This is a genomic window from Burkholderia latens (assembly GCF_902499045.1).
Classification (GTDB): Bacteria; Pseudomonadota; Gammaproteobacteria; order Burkholderiales; family Burkholderiaceae; genus Burkholderia; species Burkholderia latens.
Window position 1 is genome coordinate 1 of the sequence record NZ_CABVPL010000064.1, and the last position, 16,788, is coordinate 16,788.

At 63.4% G+C, this 16,788-nt stretch carries 15 protein-coding genes and 1 tRNA gene; 9 read left to right on the forward strand and 7 right to left on the reverse strand.

All coding sequences use genetic code 11. The features are described 5' to 3' along the window. Positions 1 to 420 precede the first annotated feature (420 nt). A complete protein-coding gene (locus tag BSE24067_RS29320; RefSeq protein WP_174904948.1) occupies positions 421 to 951 on the reverse strand; it encodes a cytochrome b in 531 nt (176 codons plus the stop codon). Further along, positions 951 to 2,042 carry a catalase family peroxidase gene (locus BSE24067_RS29325; RefSeq protein ID WP_151066244.1) on the reverse strand — a complete coding sequence of 364 codons (1,092 nt, stop codon included), beginning with the start codon at positions 2,040 to 2,042 and terminating at the stop codon, positions 951 to 953. Before BSE24067_RS29325 ends, BSE24067_RS29320 begins: the two co-directional genes overlap by 1 nt. Positions 2,043 to 2,199: 157 nt before the next feature. On the opposite strand from BSE24067_RS29325, the gene BSE24067_RS29330 reads away from it, so the two are divergent. Together BSE24067_RS29330 and BSE24067_RS29335 are read left to right on the forward strand one after the other, a co-directional pair. Then, a complete protein-coding gene (locus BSE24067_RS29330) occupies positions 2,200 to 2,718 on the forward strand; it encodes a sigma-70 family RNA polymerase sigma factor (protein ID WP_151066245.1) in 519 nt (172 codons plus the stop codon). Beyond that, entirely contained in the window at positions 2,715 to 3,476 is a 762-nt protein-coding gene (locus tag BSE24067_RS29335; protein ID WP_151066246.1) for an anti-sigma factor family protein, read from the forward strand. The genes BSE24067_RS29330 and BSE24067_RS29335 overlap by 4 nt, the downstream gene beginning before the upstream one ends. A 595-nt stretch (positions 3,477 to 4,071) precedes the next feature. Here the strand turns inward: BSE24067_RS29335 and BSE24067_RS29340 are convergent. From BSE24067_RS29340 to BSE24067_RS29350, 3 genes are read right to left on the reverse strand one after another with little or no spacing between them, the layout of a single operon-like run. After that, positions 4,072 to 5,142, reverse strand: a complete 1,071-nt coding sequence (locus tag BSE24067_RS29340) for an Imm72 family immunity protein (protein ID WP_151066247.1) — start codon at positions 5,140 to 5,142, stop codon at positions 4,072 to 4,074. Then, the gene (locus tag BSE24067_RS29345) at positions 5,139 to 6,719 is read right to left on the reverse strand and encodes a hypothetical protein (protein WP_151066248.1); all 1,581 of its coding nucleotides are present in this window, start codon (positions 6,717 to 6,719) and stop codon (positions 5,139 to 5,141) included. The genes BSE24067_RS29340 and BSE24067_RS29345 overlap by 4 nt, the downstream gene beginning before the upstream one ends. A gap of 2 nt (positions 6,720 to 6,721) precedes the next feature. Then, complete coding sequence (locus tag BSE24067_RS29350; RefSeq protein WP_151066249.1) at positions 6,722 to 9,496, reverse strand: type VI secretion system Vgr family protein; 2,775 nt, start codon at positions 9,494 to 9,496, stop codon at positions 6,722 to 6,724. Positions 9,497 to 10,452: 956 nt separating this feature from the next. On the opposite strand from BSE24067_RS29350, the gene BSE24067_RS29355 reads away from it, so the two are divergent. Beyond that, positions 10,453 to 10,529: transfer RNA gene (locus tag BSE24067_RS29355), tRNA-Val, on the forward strand. Between the two features lie 229 nt (positions 10,530 to 10,758). Here the strand turns inward: BSE24067_RS29355 and BSE24067_RS29360 are convergent. Both BSE24067_RS29360 and BSE24067_RS29365 read right to left on the reverse strand, forming a co-directional pair. Beyond that, positions 10,759 to 11,640 (reverse strand): sigma-70 family RNA polymerase sigma factor, encoded by an 882-nt coding sequence (locus BSE24067_RS29360; RefSeq protein WP_151066250.1) that lies wholly within the window; start codon positions 11,638 to 11,640, stop codon positions 10,759 to 10,761. Beyond that, positions 11,640 to 12,116, reverse strand: a complete 477-nt coding sequence (locus BSE24067_RS29365; RefSeq protein WP_151066273.1) for a carboxymuconolactone decarboxylase family protein — start codon at positions 12,114 to 12,116, stop codon at positions 11,640 to 11,642. Before BSE24067_RS29365 ends, BSE24067_RS29360 begins: the two co-directional genes overlap by 1 nt. A gap of 583 nt (positions 12,117 to 12,699) precedes the next feature. Between BSE24067_RS29365 and egtB the strand changes: the two genes are divergently transcribed. From egtB to BSE24067_RS29390, 6 genes are all read left to right on the forward strand, one after another. Further along, the gene (gene egtB, locus BSE24067_RS29370; protein WP_151066251.1) at positions 12,700 to 13,929 is read left to right on the forward strand and encodes an ergothioneine biosynthesis protein EgtB; all 1,230 of its coding nucleotides are present in this window, start codon (positions 12,700 to 12,702) and stop codon (positions 13,927 to 13,929) included. Next, positions 13,913 to 14,926 carry an L-histidine N(alpha)-methyltransferase gene (egtD, locus tag BSE24067_RS29375; protein WP_151066252.1) on the forward strand — a complete coding sequence of 338 codons (1,014 nt, stop codon included), beginning with the start codon at positions 13,913 to 13,915 and terminating at the stop codon, positions 14,924 to 14,926. Before egtB ends, egtD begins: the two co-directional genes overlap by 17 nt. A 317-nt stretch (positions 14,927 to 15,243) precedes the next feature. Next, positions 15,244 to 15,543, forward strand: coding sequence for a hypothetical protein (locus BSE24067_RS29380; RefSeq protein WP_151066253.1), 300 nt, complete (start codon positions 15,244 to 15,246; stop codon positions 15,541 to 15,543). 37 nt (positions 15,544 to 15,580) lie between these two features. Further along, positions 15,581 to 15,829 carry a hypothetical protein gene (locus tag BSE24067_RS32685; protein ID WP_151066254.1) on the forward strand — a complete coding sequence of 83 codons (249 nt, stop codon included), beginning with the start codon at positions 15,581 to 15,583 and terminating at the stop codon, positions 15,827 to 15,829. A gap of 285 nt (positions 15,830 to 16,114) precedes the next feature. After that, entirely contained in the window at positions 16,115 to 16,456 is a 342-nt protein-coding gene (locus BSE24067_RS29385) for a DUF2778 domain-containing protein (RefSeq protein WP_244130584.1), read from the forward strand. Continuing rightward, positions 16,453 to 16,749, forward strand: coding sequence for a hypothetical protein (locus tag BSE24067_RS29390; protein WP_151066255.1), 297 nt, complete (start codon positions 16,453 to 16,455; stop codon positions 16,747 to 16,749). The genes BSE24067_RS29385 and BSE24067_RS29390 overlap by 4 nt, the downstream gene beginning before the upstream one ends. Positions 16,750 to 16,788: the final 39 nt, after the last annotated feature.

Here is a 16,788-nt window from a genome sequence, read left to right on the forward strand (position 1 = left end):
CACTTATCGGCTGTTAATTTTTAAAGAGCATTTCTGCGAGGGATCTTGAACCCCTCAGCAGCGCTGCGTTTTCAGCAACGAAGAAGCGGAATTATGAGTTGTTTTTTTAAACACGTCAACAACTTTTTAACTACTTCGTTGCGACGGCTTGGCTTCAACTCCTCGTGCGCCGGGCTCTACAACCTGCCATCAACCGCACTGCTTCCCTTCTTTCCCCGCGCTGCGTTTCCGTCAGCGCGAAAGAGGCGTGATTCTATGCACCTGCCCCCGACTCCGCAACCCCTTTTGTGAAATTATTTTGACGGGCGGCACCAATAGGGCCGTTGAGCCGCCCCGATTGGTCATATATAAGCGAAACGGCGGGACCGGCCCCGGAACCCGTGAACGGCCCCACCCGCATCGAACGCAGCGCTCCGACACTCATCGCCCGACCATCGCCCTCACCACACCGTCCCGCCGAATCAACCCGTGATACAGCGCAGCCGCAAAGTGCGCAAGGAACGTCAGGAAGAACAGGTAAGCCAGCACCCGGTGCGCGACCCGCAGCCACGCAAACGTCACCGGATCAGCCGACACCAGCGCCGGCAACTGCACGCCGCCGCCCAACGTGACCGGATACCCGCCAGCCGACAGCATCGCCCACCCGATCAGCGGCATCACCAGCATCAGCGCATACAGCACCAGATGCGACCCATGCGCGGCCACCTTCTGCCACCAAGGCAAATCCTCGGGTAGCGCCGGCGGCTTCGACGAAAGACGCACCACGATCCGCACACAAACCAGCACCAGCACGGCGATGCCCAACGGCTTGTGCAGCGCTACCAAAAAATCATGTCGTCGCGAAACCGACGCCACGATCCCCACACCGACGAACAGCATCGTGAGCACCATCGCGGCCATCACCCAATGCAGCACCCTCGCCGGCAAACTAAACGTCGTAGCAGACTTCATCACCGTCCCTCCGCACTCAATCGCGCCGCACCGGCCACGCCGGCCTCTTCACTCGTCCTGCGCAGATACGAATCCGCATACGCAGCCGAGCGCGCCGCCAGCAACGGATCGCCCGACACCTGAATCCCCTGCGGCAGCACCGTCGGGTCGTAATTCACGTCCCGGCACGGCCCGCTGTCCTGCGGCTCCACGCGATCGAGCACGAGCGTGCCCGCATCGATCGTCGTGCGCTGCGCGGGCCAGGTCTTCGTCGCGTCGTCCACCGGGTCGCCGGGATCGGCGAGGGTGATCAGCAGCTTCCATTTCTGCGCACCGTCCGCGATGCGCCGCGTCAGGTCCTGCTGCAGCACGTTCGGGTCCGCGGCCGTCGCGACGTCGCCGGCACCGGCCGTCTGCTCCGGCACCACGCGCCACCGCACCGCCTGGCGCTTGCCGGCCGCGTCCACGAAGTAGAACGCGTTCAGCCCGTAATAGCTTTCGGTGACGTAGCTCGCGCTCGGCTTCGCACCCTTCACCCACGCGCGGAACGCGGCCGTCTCCGGATGCGCGCCGAAAAACGCCTTCACCTTCGCCGGATCGGGCTTGCCCGTCGCCGGATCCGGCCGCGTCGCAAGCAACTGCGCGTAGAACGCCTTCGGCGTCGCTACCGGAAACACCGGCATCGCGTTCATCCCGGTCCGCCATTGCTGACCGTCCGGCGCGGTGAGCTTTAGCGCAAGGCTGCGGATCGGCACGCTGCTGTCCGGCGCATACGGGTTGCCGCCCGGCAGCGCGAACCGGCCGACCACCGGCGTGCGCACCGCCTTGAAGAACGGCGCGACCGAATACGCGCTCGCGGCGCCGTTGCCTTCGAAATAGCCGGTCACGCACACGCCCTTCGCGTGATTGCGCCGGAAGCCCGGATGCTCGCCGCCGCCGGCCGTCTGCAGCGCGTCGACGAGCCGGTGTGGGGTCAGCCGCGCCGGCGCGAGCCAGCCGCCGACATACCCGAACGCGACGGCCACGCCGGCCACCGCGCCGCCGATCACGGCCCAGCGCCACCACCCGCGCCCAGGCTCGCGCGGCGGCGAAGAAGAGGAAGATTGCTTCATGGATGCACTCCCGATCGTCAGATCATTGTCGAACCTGCGTAGGACGCCGCCCGCGCCGCTTTATTCCATGAAGCAATTTTTCGTATGCTGACGGAATAAGCGGCGCCGACCGGCGTCCTACGCGGTATCTCCACGCTCATCGGCTCGCGCCCCGGCCATGCCCTCAAACGCTCCTGACGACGACGCATTGCGCGAACTCATTCCCCGGCTGCGACGCTTCGCGCTCTGGCTGGCGCGCGACGTCCACGCGGCCGACGATCTCGTCCAGTCGACGCTCGAGCGCGCGCTGTCGCGCTGGACGAGCCGCCGCGACGACGCGTCGCTGCGAAGCTGGCTCTTCACGATTCTTTACCGGCAATTTCTCGACGGCAAACGCAGTGCGAAGCGTTATGCGTGGCTGCTGGGTCGCCTCGGCACCGACGACGAGCCGCACTGGCCGTCCGCCGAACGCGAGGTGGCCGCGCGCGCGACGCTCGAGGCGTTCGGCCGCTTGTCCGACGAGCAGCGCAGCCTGCTGCTGCTGGTCGCGGTCGAGGGCTTCACGTATCAGGAAGTCGCCGACCTGCTCGACGTGCCGATCGGCACCGTGATGTCCCGGCTCTCCCGCGCGCGCCAGGCGCTGCGCCGGCTCAGCGACGGCGAGCTGCCCGCTCCTTCTCTGCGATTGATGAAATGAATACCCTCCGTCCCGACGAACACGATCTCCAGGCCTATGTCGACGGCCAGCTCGACGACGACGCGCGTGCCGCGGTCGAACGATATCTCGCGCTGCATCCGGAGAGCGCGGAACAGGTGAGGCAATGGCAGCAGGATGCGCAGCGGCTGCGTGCTGCGCTCGAGGGCGTGCGGATGCCCGGCGAGAATCCGGAGCTCGATCCGGCCGCGATTCGGGCGAAGCGGGCCGAGCGCTCGCGGATGCGGTTCGCGATGGCGGCTTCGTTCGTGTTCTGTATCGGGCTCGGGACGTTCGGCGGGTGGCAGGCGCGCGGGTGGAACGCGCCGCCGCCGATCGCGCCGATGAGCGATGCGGTCCAGGCTTACCGGATGACGGTGGTCGATCGGACCGCGAAGGTGGATTTTCGGCCGACGAGTGACGGAGATTTGCAGCGGTGGATCACCAGACGCGTCGGTGCTTCGGCGCGGTTGCCGGATTTGAGTGCCGCCGGGTTCAGGCCGGTGGGCGGGCGGTTGTTTACTACCGACAGCGGGGCCACGGCCGCGATGGTGCTCTATGAGGACGATGCCGGGCGGACGCTGAGCTTCTATCTCCGGCCCGCGGAATCGAAACATCGACTGCTGCCGGCCGGGCAACGTGTGGACGGGTCGCTGCTCGCGCGGTATGGGTCGGTGAACGGGCTCAATTTCGCGGTGGTCGGGCCGGCGGATAGTCTCGGGCAAGGATCGGTCGTGCGGGCGCTCGACCAGCAGACTTGAGTGGAACTATGTGCGGCCTGCGGTCTGGCCGCCGCGGCTAGACAGCCGTAAAGCGCTCACGCACACCGTTCAGGTACACAGCGTTTGGACTCGCTTTCGTGGTGGTCATCCACATCGGGAACCTCGTCGCGGTGCGTTCGCGAATGGGCGCACCGTCTTCGGTTTCGGCGACACAGGGTTGGGTGTCGTTTGGACGCAGGATATCCACATCGACCGCACCGACTCGGCATGCCGTTGCATGGCGAACCGCTCTCCACAGCATTTCGAGTGGCTTCGGGCCGTGATATCCACACCGTTCTCGCAGGACCGATGCACAGAGTTTCGATTTCGGCTGCGTTCGGGTTGTTCACATACACGCGAACGGTTCCCATCGATGCTCGCCGGTAAATTGCACAGCGTTTCTGATTGTTTTGCGTGGCGGTTATCCACACTAGAGGGCCACGTTCTATGGCGGCACGAGCGTCACGCGATCGAGTACATCCCGGAAATCTCACCAGTTTCCGGGGAAACCACGTACTTGATCGACGTCCCGAGCAGGCTTGCATTGGCGAGCCCGCGCGGACGTCGACCATCCGCCCGTCGTTCCGTTTCCATACTACGCGCGCTTCACCAGACGCCACGTCACCCAGTGCACCTTTAGCTCGCCCAGGTTGTCCCTGACCAGCATGTCCGGCATGGCTTCCCCAGCTTCGACGCGCAGCGTCTTGCCGCCGTATTCGTCCGTTTGCCACTCACCGGTAACGGGGCAAATATCGCCCGTGCGGACCAGCGCGACGGGATCACGGTTCGGCGCCGGCGCTGACGGCGGCTCAAGGAAATACTGCGATTCGTCTGGGATGACGCCGTCCGCGTATCGCTTGTCTTCCCACAACAGTCGCCAGTGCGTCTTGACGGGCGTTCGCATCTCGTCGTCCCTGAGGTTCGGCGCGCGGATGTCGCGGATCAAATAGTTGAAGCAGCCGTTGTTGCGCAGACTGCGATTGCCAACCGGCACGACACCCAGCAACTTCGATTGCTCGACGGCAACAGGTTCCCAGATGCCGTCGCAAGGCACTTTATCGCCAGACCTGATCACCGGACCGACTGCTTCTGGAACCTCGGGCAGGTTTTCGGGGAACACCGGATACGGCAGTGTGTAGAAGCCCTGCTCATAGGCGTCGGGGGACAGCAGCAGACCTACCGAGCGAAGTTGTGCGAGCTCGGTATGTCCGGGCTCGAACGGCGCATGCTCCATCTGATATTCCGATGCGTGCAGCAGTTGAGCCAGTGCATCGACCTTCGGCGGGTAGGGAGCAGCCTGCGCACCCCGATCCCAGTAATCGGGATGCGGGAAGAAATACGCGTTCAAATGGTTGTACCGATCGACTGCGTATTGCAGCAGCTCTCCGCGCTGCCACACGAACCGATGCCCTCGGGCCAGCTCCGACAACCCGCGATCGTAGGCCGCCAGGATCTCGAAGATGGTCGGCAAATTGTCGGCCGGCAAAGGCTCCGGATCATCTTCCGGACTGGTCTTCACCGCATTTTCATATTCGGTCGCGAACGTCGCAAACGCGTCGCGCTTGCGCTTCCAGAGTGAATAACTGGTCAGCCGTTGAAGCAGCCAGAAGATCCTGCGCCGCGTAGTGTCATCCGCCATGTCGTATTGCTTGATCGTCTTCGTCATCGCTGACCTTCGTAATTGGCTGCTGATCGTGTCGTTGCGGTCACTTTGCTGTTAGTCGACTTGGTCTGGATTTCGTCACTTGCCAGCCGGCGCGTCTTCGTCGAGTAGTGGATGTCGTCCTCGTACTTGCTGTAGCCGTAAACCTTCTCGACATTCTCCCAGTTCGTCTTGTGGAACTCGATCTTGACGCCGTCGAACTCCCGTTGAACGTGGAAATCGGCGTGCCCCGTGAAATTCGCGAACTGCTGCTTGATCTTGTTCCCTTCTTCGGTCACGTATTCCGACAGTTTGCCGAAGTCGACGACCAATTGGTCGCCGCCGCCCTCGAGATACTGCACGGGCGTCGCCGTGCCGTACTGCTCGGCAATCTTTCCGGCCCACGCATTGGCCGTCGGCATCCGCTCGCCGAAATCGTGCGGCAACTGCATGACCACGATGAACCCATTGCCGTTCCACGTATCCAGCACAGCGGCAAGCCTGCGCCACTCCTCTGCGGTCTTCGGCGGCTCGCCGACACCCCAAAACGCCGGGTTTCTGCCGCCCGCCGTACTGCCGCTCTTGTAACTCGCAAGTTCGGAGGGATTTCCGAACACGCGAAATACCTTCTTGCCCGCAAGTTCCTTCGCGGTCAGTGCCTTGATCTCGCCGCTGAACGACGCAATGTCGAGAAAGACATCCGCGTCGTCGAACATTGGCATCGTGCCTTTCCTCTTCAGGATGTCCGGCCATCCCTGAGCAATTTTCTCGCCGTATTTCGCCCTGAGCCACGCCTCGACCTTACCTTCGTCTGCCAGGCATTCCGCCGACGGAAAACGACCCCGACGAATATCGCGGGCAAGCCTGCGCTCCTGCAGGTACGCCTCGGCCTCACGCTGGAGCTTCGGCACGCCGCCTGTCGCGATTTCATGCACCTCGCCGCGATAGACCATGTTCTGCAGCACCTTGAGCTTCGCGTTCAGCTCTTTGATCGCCTCCGGCACGATCTTGTCGGCCATGTCCTGAATCGCGTGGAAGCCGCTACTGACACGCTCGAGCGCCGCCCGCCACTTGTCCGGCAGCATTCGACCGACGCGCGCATTGAGCGAACGCTCGATGGCCACGCGAACCGTCGCGCAAAAATCCTTCAGCCGGGAAATCGCTTGCGCCTGGTACTTGGCCAGGTCCAATGCCTTCAACCACTTCGGTGCGTCGCCGTGCCCCATTCGGTTCAGGAATTGAACGACCGCCTTCAGCAGTTCGGCATCTTTCGCGACATCCCCGGTGACCTTCAGCAGCAAACGCCCGACGCCCTTGATGACGCCGCCCACCACCGGAATCAGCGCAAAGATTAGTACGACCAGCAGCACGCGCTGCATCGTATCGTTCCGTTTGACCGGATCCTGGCTCATGCCAATGCTGACTGCCAGCAGATCGCGAACGGCGGTCGCGTCGCCCACGAGCGGAATCATGCCGATCACCGCATCGACGATGATCTGGCTGATTGTCTGTTTTTCGTTGAATGCGCCTTCCAGCGTTCCCCAACACCACTGCCCGACTTCGAGCGACGTTGCCTTGAAATCCTCGATCGTCCAGCTCACGCTCACGCTCCCCCGTGCTTGTTGATGATTGAATCGATGTCGGCTTCGGAAAGACGCTCCCCCTTATAGTCGGGATTGGCAGTCGTATCCTTGCGCGCATACGCGCGCGCATCCGGTCCGAGTTCAACCTTGATGGCGCCGGCCGGCACGTCCTCCAGCTGCATCCGGCCGTGAGAATCCAGCACGCCTTCGCGCGTCGTGCCATCCGGCAGCGTTGCAACGTACTTCGCGCCCTGGACTGGCTCGTTGTCGTGATATTGATATTGAAGTGCCGCTGCATGCCTGGAGGTCGGCATCGCAGGCAACGGATACGTCATGCTCGCCGGCCCCGCGAACGTATGCGATGCACCTTTGATGTCGACCTTGCCGGGGGCGTGAACCTCGACGTTTCCATCCTTGATATGGATGTACGCGCCGCCGCTTGTCAGCAGAATTCCCTGATCGGCCGCGATCTCGATCCGGTCAGTTGCGGACACAACCTTCACCGCCTTCTGCGCGGTCACCTCGACGTTGTCCGACTGCGCCTGGATCTCGACCTTGCCCTTGCCCGCGAACAGCTTCATCCCCGCGTTCTGCACGAACAGGCTCAGCTTCTGCCCGATGCTGCCGATCAGCGACTTGCCCGCCGCGACATGCACGCTCTGTCCGCTCGCCACGTTCACATGATCGTTCGCGACCATGTGCAGCGACTGCTGCGTCGACATCGCGATCCCCGACGGGCTGCCGAACAGCATCACCGGCTCCTTGAACGCGTTCGCGCTGCCCGTGCCGCCGCCTGCCGTCCGGCCGCCCGACGCGTTGCCCGACACACTGTCCTGCGTCGCGTCGGTGAACGCGCGCATCGTCTCGTGCGCTTCCTTCAGGCTTTCCGCCTGATGCTGCTCGCTCACGCCCGACAGCGCTTCCACCAGGCTCTCGCCGGTCACGAGCTGCTGCTGCGCTTCCTTCACGTCGAGCGGCTGGCTGTTCGGCGCCTTCGGATGGGTCGTGACGTACAGCCCCTTGCTCGCCCGCACCGCGCCGTACGCGTCCGAGCGCAGATCGAAGCCGCTGCCCAGGTACGATCCGCGCGAATTGCCGTTCTGGTCGATGATGTAACCCAGATGCAGCAGGCTGTTCGCGCTGCTGCTCATCAGCTGCACGCGGTTCTGGCCGGTCGCGTCGTCCATCACGAGCTGGTTGTAGCCACTGCCCGAATACTCTTTCGATCGATAGCCGGACAGGATCCCGTCGGAATGCCACTGCGGCTGGTTCGCGCCGTTGTACACGCGACCGACTGCGAGCGGCCGGTCGCAATCGCCGCCCACATAGTCGATCAGCACCTCCTCGCCGATACGCGGCACGTGCACACCGCCGTAGCCGCCGCCGGTATCCGACTGCACGACACGCACCCAGCACGATGCGTTCTCGTTACCCGGATTGATGCGATCCCACACGAACTGCACGCGAATCCGGTTCAGCTCGTCGGTATAGATTTCCTCGCCGTGCGGCCCGACGACGATCGCCGTCTCGAGATGCATCTTCGGCTTCTCGTGCTCGAACGGGCTGCGATACGGCACGCTCACGCGCTGCGCCTCGACCTCGACGAGATAGAAGCCGACCGAGCCGTCGGCGTGCGGCACCTGCAGTCCGGGCGTGTTCTCGTATCGCGCGCGTGTCCGGTCGAGCGCGCGCGTCAGACTCTGAGGGAAATCCGAATCGCTACCGCGGACTGGCAGGTTGTTCTCGATCCACCATTCGACGCTGATCGCCGCGAATTCGCGCTGATCGGCCGGATCGCGATCGTGCTCAGGATGATCGGCCAGTATGAAACGCCGACCTGCATCGATGCCGCGCACGCCGCCCGCCCCGAAGAAGCGCTTCGCCCGAGACTCCCATTCCTCCATCCGGATCTTCGACAGATGGTCGCCACGCGACTGGTCAAGATATGTGTAGCCGCCTGTGTACTCGTACACCTCGAGCTGATCCGGCAATGCCCCTTGACCACCCATCGTCGGCACCGACGTACCCTTGGGGTTCCCCGCCTGCGCGGGATTCTTGTAATCGAATGTGCGTGTCGTCAGGGCCACGCTCTGCAGTGTGCGCGTACCCGACCATTGCGTGAATGCGTCGGCTTCACCGGCTGCGCCTCCGTGGTAGAAGGGCACGGTTTCCGGCAACAGCGGCGCGAACGCCTGCAGGTTGTCGGTGATGACGAGCGTATGCGACTTGCCGTCGTCGGCCTGTTGCCACGTGGTGTAAAGCCCCTCGTCTTCCATCAACCGATGCACGAAGTTCCAGTCTGTTTCACTCTGTCGCGCGAACGAGCGGTTCGGCAATGGCTGCGAGAACGCGAAACGGAACTGTCCTCGCGCTTCCGGATGCATGTTCAGCACGTCAGAGAGGATTTCCTCCACGTTCCGGTCGATCCAGATCTTCTCGTCCCGGCGAAACCGAAGCACATGCATCCATGCATGCAGTTCCAGCTGATAGGTCGTCAGCCCACCGTTCGCGCCAAGTCGACGAGCGGTATATACGATACCGCTGATGGGTCGGTAGGAATTGTCGGCCTGCTGGATCCAGAGCGTCGCCGGTTGCGCAATCAGTTTCTTGAGTTCAAGACCGCTATCGCTCGATATCACATCGAGCGTGAACGAATAGTCCCGACCGATCCGCGATCGGCCGACTGCGCGTTGTACGGCAACTGCGTTGGCACCAAGCGGCGTATCCAGCTTGAGCAAACGGTCCTGCTGAAGCAAGCCACCGCGAATCGCGGCACCGATGTCCGGCATGTTCATGATTCGGCCCTTTTTTTATTTCAGCACCCTCGGATGGTGTCTGTCATGCTATCGCGCGGGATTTTACCGGCTTAACGGGGCTCGGCTGTTAATCAGCGTTGGCTGAAACGTTGAGAATATTGAATTCGGTGCCGTGCCGCAGCCTTTATCGAAAGCCGGCGGCTGTGTTTCTCACGACCGCCCCCCTCGTACAGCGCCGTTCCCATCGTCAGCCATTCACCGATCTCCACGATATCCCCACTGGATAGCTGGCCGACGCAATCGATCAACGCCCCTAGTCGAGATCGAACTTCGTATCGAATCGCTCTCCCTTGTAGCAGCAATGCTGAACTTGTACTTCCGGGATCAACACGCGTTGCTCGAACACGATGTCGCCCGTACGAGGGTGCCAATGTCGAGTGCATCGAGTCAGGCGATGCTATAGAGCAATCCATTCCCTGATCGATCGTAGGTCTCACAGCCTGCCGGTCCGGTTGTCCATCTACCGCACGCAATGCATATCCTGCGCGGCTCACAGTCGACGGACTGTGCTTATCCAAAGGTGTTAACAGAGTTCGTATACATACGTAGTGATAGTTAACAAGCGTGCGGCCTCACAGTGGATAACCCTCGTAACGCGCTGAATTTTCAGGACGAAGCGGATCGCATAACCACCGGCAATGCACAGGCAAATCTCTGTGGAGCACAGAACAACTTTTCGTTGATTCACGGCTCCGCCGACATATCCTCAATCGTTCCACTGTGAATCCAGAGGCTTGCCGGATGGTTATCCAGAGGGGAATGTGGATAACGTCACAGCACATCGACACGTTTTGCTGTGACGAGCGAGCATGAACTTGTGCCCTCGGCATCGCGGGCACGCATCGATCGGCAGCGCCGTCGCGAGCGCGATTCAAAAAATCTTCACAAAGGGGCTTGTGCTCCTCCAAAACCCTCTCTATAATTCGCGGCTTCTTAGGCTCGTAGCTCAGTTGGTTAGAGCACCACCTTGACATGGTGGGGGTCGTTGGTTCGAATCCAATCGAGCCTACCAACGAACAAATGAAGGGGTCCGGCAGCGCGCATTGCCTACAGGCAGTCCGGCTCGCCAAACATACAACGCCACGCGGCAACATCGCGTGGCGTTTTTCTTTTTGCGGCCGAAACGGTAGATGCGCGTGCATCGTGCGCGGTCGCCACGCAGCCGGCGACAAGAATCCGGCACACGGCAACGCAGCGCGCAAACCAGGCGAAGCGGGCGCAAAGCACCCACTTCAAGCGCATCAATGCAGATGCTTCAATTTGTCAGGATTCCGCACGACATAGATCGCGACGATCTTCCCGTCGTCGATCTCGAGCGCGGTAGTCTGCAACTCGCCGTCGGCTTCCTGCGTGACGAACCCCGGCAACCCGTTGACGAACCCGGCTCGCACGAGCTTCGACGCATGCGTCGCGAACAGCCCGGCCAGGTATTCGTGCACCTTCATCACCCGCTCGAACCCGAACACCGGCTTGCCCGCGGCCGTGCGCTTGCCGCCGCCGTCCGAATGCAGGCTCACGTCCTCGGCGAGCATCGCGCCAAGCGCACGCATGTCGCCGCTGCGTGACGCCGCGAAGAACGCCTCGGCGAGCTCGATCCCGCGCTGCTTCTCGACATGGAACCGCGGCCGCGCGTCGCGCACGTGCGTGCGCGCCCGCGCGGCGAGTTGCCGGCACGCGGCCGGGTCACGCTGGATCGTCGTCGCGATCTCGTCGAACGCGAGGCCGAACACGTCGTGCAGCAAAAACGCCGCGCGCTCCAGCGGCGACAGCCGTTCGAGCGCGAGCATTAGCGGCAGCGTCACGTCTTCGTGCTCGTCGTCGTCGACGACCGGCTCGGGCAGCCACGGGCCGATATAAGTCTCGCGCTGGTGCCGCGCGGACTTCAGCTGATCGAGACACATACGCATCACCATGCGGCGCAGGAACGCCTCGGGCACGCGCACCTCCGCGCGATCGACGTCCATCCAGCGGATGAACGCCTCCTGCACGATGTCTTCGGCGTCCGCGACGGAACCGAGCATCCGGTACGCGACGCGGATCAGCGTGCGGCGCAGCGGGTCGAAGCTCGCCGCTGCGTCGGCCCGGTCTTCGGCATTGCCCAAGCCTGGATCGATGCGCGTCATCAGGCGACCATCTTCGCGGCGGCGGCCTTTGCCTCGGCCGGATCGACCCACAGCCCGAAGCCGACGGCAAGCCGGTTCCAGCCGTTGATCACGTTGATCATCAGCGTGAGTTTCACCTGTTCCTCCTGGCTGAAGTGGTCGTTCAGCGCCGCATACGCGGCCTCATGCGCGCCGTGGCCTTCCGACAGCCGCGTAAGCGCATCGGTCCAGCCGAGCGCCGCGCGTTCGCGGTCGGTGTAGCAGGGCGCTTCGCGCCACGCTGCCAGCAGGTTGATGCGCTGCTCGGTCTCGCCTTGCTCGCGCGCCTCGACGGTGTGCATGTTAAGGCAGTTCGCGCACGCGTTGATCTGCGATGCGCGGATCTTGACCAGCTCGATCAGCGTCGGCTCGAGACTCCCGGCAGCGGCGACCGATACGGCCATCCAGTTCTTCATCAGCGCAGGGGCGACGGCAAACGGATTGAGTTTCGCAGTCATGGTTCCTTCTCCTTTCGTGTGGGTTCCGCGGATATGACGAGCGAGCACCCCGCGCGTGTGACATCGGCGCAAAAAATTTTCAAAAGCAGGGAAGGACGGGACGGGTAAAGCGCGGTTGACGGGCACACCGGCGGCCAGTGCACCCGCGCGCTGAACGGAGTCGATCTCGGCCTGCAACGCCGTTTTTCCCGACACACCGCGCCATCGACCTTTCATGCGCGCCGCGCGGCTGTCATCAGGCGTCGGTAGCGTCCATGTGCGGGCACGAGTGTTGCGCCGACCGGCCGGGCCGCGCGCTGACAGGGGGCCGGCGGTTCGGCACCGTGCCAGCCCGCGCAGCGCGAATGCTTTCATCTGTCTTTCGCTTTTGTTTCACCCGAAATCCGATTCGCGACGTTCACGTTTCTGGACCATACTGTTCTGCACGGGCAGATGAAGTGATGCCGCATCCGCGGCCGGCGCGCGCGCCGGCTGCCCGACGACGCAGCAACGAAGATCGCACGTCAGCCGCGCGCATCCGAGCGCAAGGCTTTCCTTTTTCCGGCAACGCAACGCAGCGAATCGCGACGTGAACGGTAAACCGATGAGCCTCCCAGCATCCGAGCTTCAGCGCCGTTATCAGGACGTGCGCGCCCATAGCGTCGCATTGACCGCGACGCTCTCCGCCGAAGACCAGGCCGTGCAGTCGATGCCCGACGCGAGTCCGGTGAAATGGCATCTCGCGCATACGACCTGGTTCTTCGAAACGGTCGTGCTGATGCGCCGCGTGCCCGGCTACGCGCCGTTCGACGACGCGTTCCAGTTCCTCTTCAATTCCTATTACGAAGCGCTCGGCCCGCGTCATCCGCGGCCGCATCGCGGGCTGCTCACGCGTCCGTCGCTCGACGAAGTGCATGCGTACCGGCAGTACGTCGACGAAGCGATGCTGCGCGCGCTCGCAGGTGCCGATCCGGAGCTGCTCGCCGCGATCGCGCCCGAGATCGAGCTCGGCCTGCATCACGAACAGCAGCATCAGGAGCTGATCGTCACGGACATGCTGCACGCGTTCTCGTGCAATCCGCTGAAGCCGGCATTCCGGCCGCGCAGCGAGGCCGACACGCACACCGCACTCGCCGCGGGCGACGCCGGCCCGTTGCGCTGGCTGCGTCAGCCAGGCGGGCTCGTCGAGATCGGCCACGACGGCGACACGTTTTCGTTCGACAACGAACGCCCGCGCCATACCGCGCTCGTGCGGCCATCCGAGATCGCGAACCGTCTCGTGACGAATGCGGAATTCGCGGCCTTCGTCGCGGACGGCGGCTACGAACGCCCCGAATACTGGCTGTCGGACGGTTGGGCAACGGTGCAGCGGGAAGGGTGGTTGGCGCCCGCGTACTGGCTGCCGGCCGGTGACGACCGCGCAGCACGCGCCCGGGCGTGGCGCACGTTCGGCCTGCATGGCGTCGAGCCGCTCGCACCCGATGCGCCGGTGTGCCACGTGAGCTTCTACGAAGCGGCGGCGTACGCGGAATGGGCGGGCGCGCGGCTGCCGACCGAATTCGAATGGGAAGCCGCGTTCGGCACGGACGGTCTTCAGCAGATGCTTGGGCACGTATGGCAGTGGACGCGTTCGTCATACGAGCCGTATCCGGGCTTCCGGCCGCTCGCGGGTGTGGCCGCCGAATACAACGGCAAGTTCATGGTCGGCCAGCAGGTCCTGCGCGGCAGCAGCATCGCGACGCCGCCGGGGCACGAGCGGCCGACGTACCGCAATTTCTTTCCGCCGGCCGCGCGCTGGCAATTCACGGGGGTGCGACTTGCGCGAGACGTCTGACCTGACGGCCACGAGCGGTGGCCTGCAACCCGCCCGCGATGCGCGGCCGAGCGCGTTCGAGCGCGACCTGATCGACGGACTGTCGCGCACGCCGCGCAGCATCCCGCCGAAATACTTCTACGACGCGGCCGGCTCCGCGCTGTTCGACCGCATCTGCGAACTGCCCGAGTACTATCCGACGCGCACCGAGCTTGGCATCCTGCGCGCTCGCGCCGCCGAGATCGTGCAGCGTGTCGGCCCGCATGCCGACATCGTCGAATTCGGCGCGGGCTCGCTCGAGAAGATCCGCGTGCTGCTCGACGCGTGCGCGGACAACTACGCGAATGCACCGGCGCGCTATGTGCCGATCGACATCTCGGCCGACTACCTGCACGGCGCGGCCGCGCGGCTGCGTGCCGCATATCCGTGGCTCGACGTCGCGCCGATCGCGGCCGACTACACGAAGGCCGAGCAACTCGCCGAGCTGACCGAGACGCCGCGGCGGCGCATCGGCTTTTTCCCCGGTTCGACGATCGGCAACTTCTCGCCGGACGAAGCCGATGCGTTCCTGCGCGATGCCGCGCGGCTGTTGCGCGGCGGCGGCCTGCTGGTCGGCGTAGATCTGGTGAAGGACGAGCGCACGCTGCATCACGCGTACAACGACGCGCAGGGCGTGACCGCGCAGTTCAACCTGAACCTGCTCGCGCGTGCGAACGCGGAGCTCGGCGCGGATTTCGATCTCGACGCGTTCTCGCATTGTGCGTTTTACGATCCCGGCCGGCAGCGCATCGAGATGCATCTCGTCAGCGATATCGTGCAGACGGTGCACGTGCGCGGTCACGCGTTCCGCTTCGAGGCCGGCGAGCGCATCCACACGGAGAACTCGCACAAGTTCACGATCGACGGTTTCCATGCGATCGCGCGTCGTGCGGGGTTCGAGCCGGATACCGTGTGGACCGACGCGGACAAGCTGTTCAGCGTGCATTGGCTGCGTAGCGTGGACGATATTCGCGCGTAGCGCCAGGCGGCGGTTGGCACGCCGCTCGATGACGGTGCGGGCAGCTCGCGATCTGCGTTTCGCGGATCGTTTTCGGTTGTTCGCTCGCTTGACTGCGTCAATCGCCCGAGCAAGCGCTGACACGCGCTTTTTCCAGTGTGCGCGTGTCGCTGCAACAGCCGTTCGAAAAGCGGTTTTTTCCTTTCACGACAACACGTTATCGTCCCGCGTAATCGCCCGTTACGGGTCTCGCACACCGGTTTCACCTGTGTCGGCGACGGTTGCCTAGACTCCGAACCGTATTCACATGAAGCACGACACGTGCAGGGAGTCGCGAGATGAGCAAGAAACTTCTTCTCGGTGCAGTTCTCGGTGTAGCAGCGCTGGCGGCGTCGGGCGTCGCGTCGGCCCACGTCGACCTGTCGGTCGGCATTGGTGTACCGGGCGTCTACACGGCGCCGGCGCCTGTCTACGTGGCGCCGCCGCCGCCCGTTGCGTATGCGCCGGTCGGCTATCGCGACGATGACTGGCGCGCGCGCGAATGGCGCGAACACGAGTGGCGGCGCCGTCAATGGCGCGAGCACGAATGGCGCGAACGCCGCTGGCACGATGGCGGCTGGCGCGGCCGCTGGGATTGAGCGGTTCGGCTCGACCACGAAACGAGCAACGTGAACCATGTCCATTCGACACATCACGTTGGGCGCAGCCACCGCTGTCGTTGCGTTCGCAACGATCGGCAGCGCGCAAGCGGCGGGTTGCATGAAAGGCGCAGCGGTCGGCGGTGTCGCCGGCCACTATGCCGGGCACCACGCGGTCGCCGGTGCAGTGGGCGGCTGCACCGGCGGGCATCACATGGCGAAAAAACACGCGCAGGAGCAGGCTGCGCAGCATAAGCTGGCTGTGCAGCGTACGGAGCCGGCGTAGGCGATCGTTGGAGCGCCCGGGTAAGGGGCGGCTTGCCGTTCAGACGTAGCCGGAGGGTGTGATGCGACGCGGCCGGGAATGTGGACGCTGTTATCACGTCGTTTTGAGATAAAAATCTCAAAAATTTGGGTGATAGCATGCAGTTCGACATCCTTCCGCCACCACGTTCATGTATCTCTGCTCGTTCACGCTCAATGACCAAACCACTAGTGCATTCGAGATCGCCGGACGTTCGTTTCCGGCGTTCTCGGGGCTCGACGACTATGCAAACAAGCGGCGCGACATGTGTGTGCCGGATCGCGGGCCCATTCCAACGGTACCTACTACATTGTCGATCGCCAATCGGGCGGACGTTTCGGCTGGTTGTATGACGCGTTTGGTGGAAAGCCGGACTGGTTCGCACTCTACGCAGACGACGGCAGAATCGACGACGAAACATTCTGCAATGGTGTCAGCCGCGGTAACTTCCGGCTGCATCCGGCGGTCGGTAGAGGCCTGAGCAAGGGGTGCATCACGATCCGTTCAGAGGCAGATTTCAGCATCGTCAAAGGAATGCTGCGCAGCGTGAAGAACGTCAAGATTCCACGGGCCGATATCTTGACCTACGGCAAGGTCATCGTCCGATGAAGGTGCTCCTGCGCATCGGCATGCTGCTCGCTTGGCTGGCGTTCGGCACCGTTGCCTACGGCTTCCTGTGGTCCCGCCATCTCGATCTGTTCCCTAGCTGGCCCGGCTGGATGGCGCAATTGGCCTATCACGTCACGCAACTGAATCCGACAGACACCGGCACGATGGAAGACCTCACGGTCACCTACATGGTGCTGGTGTCGTTCATCAACGTGTCTCTACTGACGATGATCGGCTGGCTTGTGTGGCGCAACCGTAATCGCATCGCGGGCCCCTTCTGCAAACGCCGTTGAAGTGCGGCAAAAAGCGCATGGAACAGCAACCTGCGAAGC

Excerpts from the sequence above, each read along its gene's own strand:
- BSE24067_RS29320 (WP_174904948.1), bottom strand. The coding sequence starts at position 951 with ATGAAGTCTGCTACGACGTTTAGTTTGCCGGCGAGGGTGCTGCATTGG.
- BSE24067_RS29325 (WP_151066244.1), bottom strand. The coding sequence starts at position 2,042 with ATGAAGCAATCTTCCTCTTCTTCGCCGCCGCGCGAGCCTGGGCGCGGG.
- BSE24067_RS29330 (WP_151066245.1), top strand. The coding sequence starts at position 2,200 with ATGCCCTCAAACGCTCCTGACGACGACGCATTGCGCGAACTCATTCCC.
- BSE24067_RS29335 (WP_151066246.1), top strand. The coding sequence starts at position 2,715 with ATGAATACCCTCCGTCCCGACGAACACGATCTCCAGGCCTATGTCGAC.
- BSE24067_RS29340 (WP_151066247.1), bottom strand. The coding sequence starts at position 5,142 with ATGACGAAGACGATCAAGCAATACGACATGGCGGATGACACTACGCGG.
- BSE24067_RS29350 (WP_151066249.1), bottom strand. The coding sequence starts at position 9,496 with ATGAACATGCCGGACATCGGTGCCGCGATTCGCGGTGGCTTGCTTCAG.
- BSE24067_RS29360 (WP_151066250.1), bottom strand. The coding sequence starts at position 11,640 with ATGACGCGCATCGATCCAGGCTTGGGCAATGCCGAAGACCGGGCCGAC.
- BSE24067_RS29365 (WP_151066273.1), bottom strand. The coding sequence starts at position 12,116 with ATGACTGCGAAACTCAATCCGTTTGCCGTCGCCCCTGCGCTGATGAAG.
- egtB (WP_151066251.1), top strand. The coding sequence starts at position 12,700 with ATGAGCCTCCCAGCATCCGAGCTTCAGCGCCGTTATCAGGACGTGCGC.
- BSE24067_RS29380 (WP_151066253.1), top strand. The coding sequence starts at position 15,244 with ATGAGCAAGAAACTTCTTCTCGGTGCAGTTCTCGGTGTAGCAGCGCTG.
- BSE24067_RS32685 (WP_151066254.1), top strand. The coding sequence starts at position 15,581 with ATGTCCATTCGACACATCACGTTGGGCGCAGCCACCGCTGTCGTTGCG.
- BSE24067_RS29390 (WP_151066255.1), top strand. The coding sequence starts at position 16,453 with ATGAAGGTGCTCCTGCGCATCGGCATGCTGCTCGCTTGGCTGGCGTTC.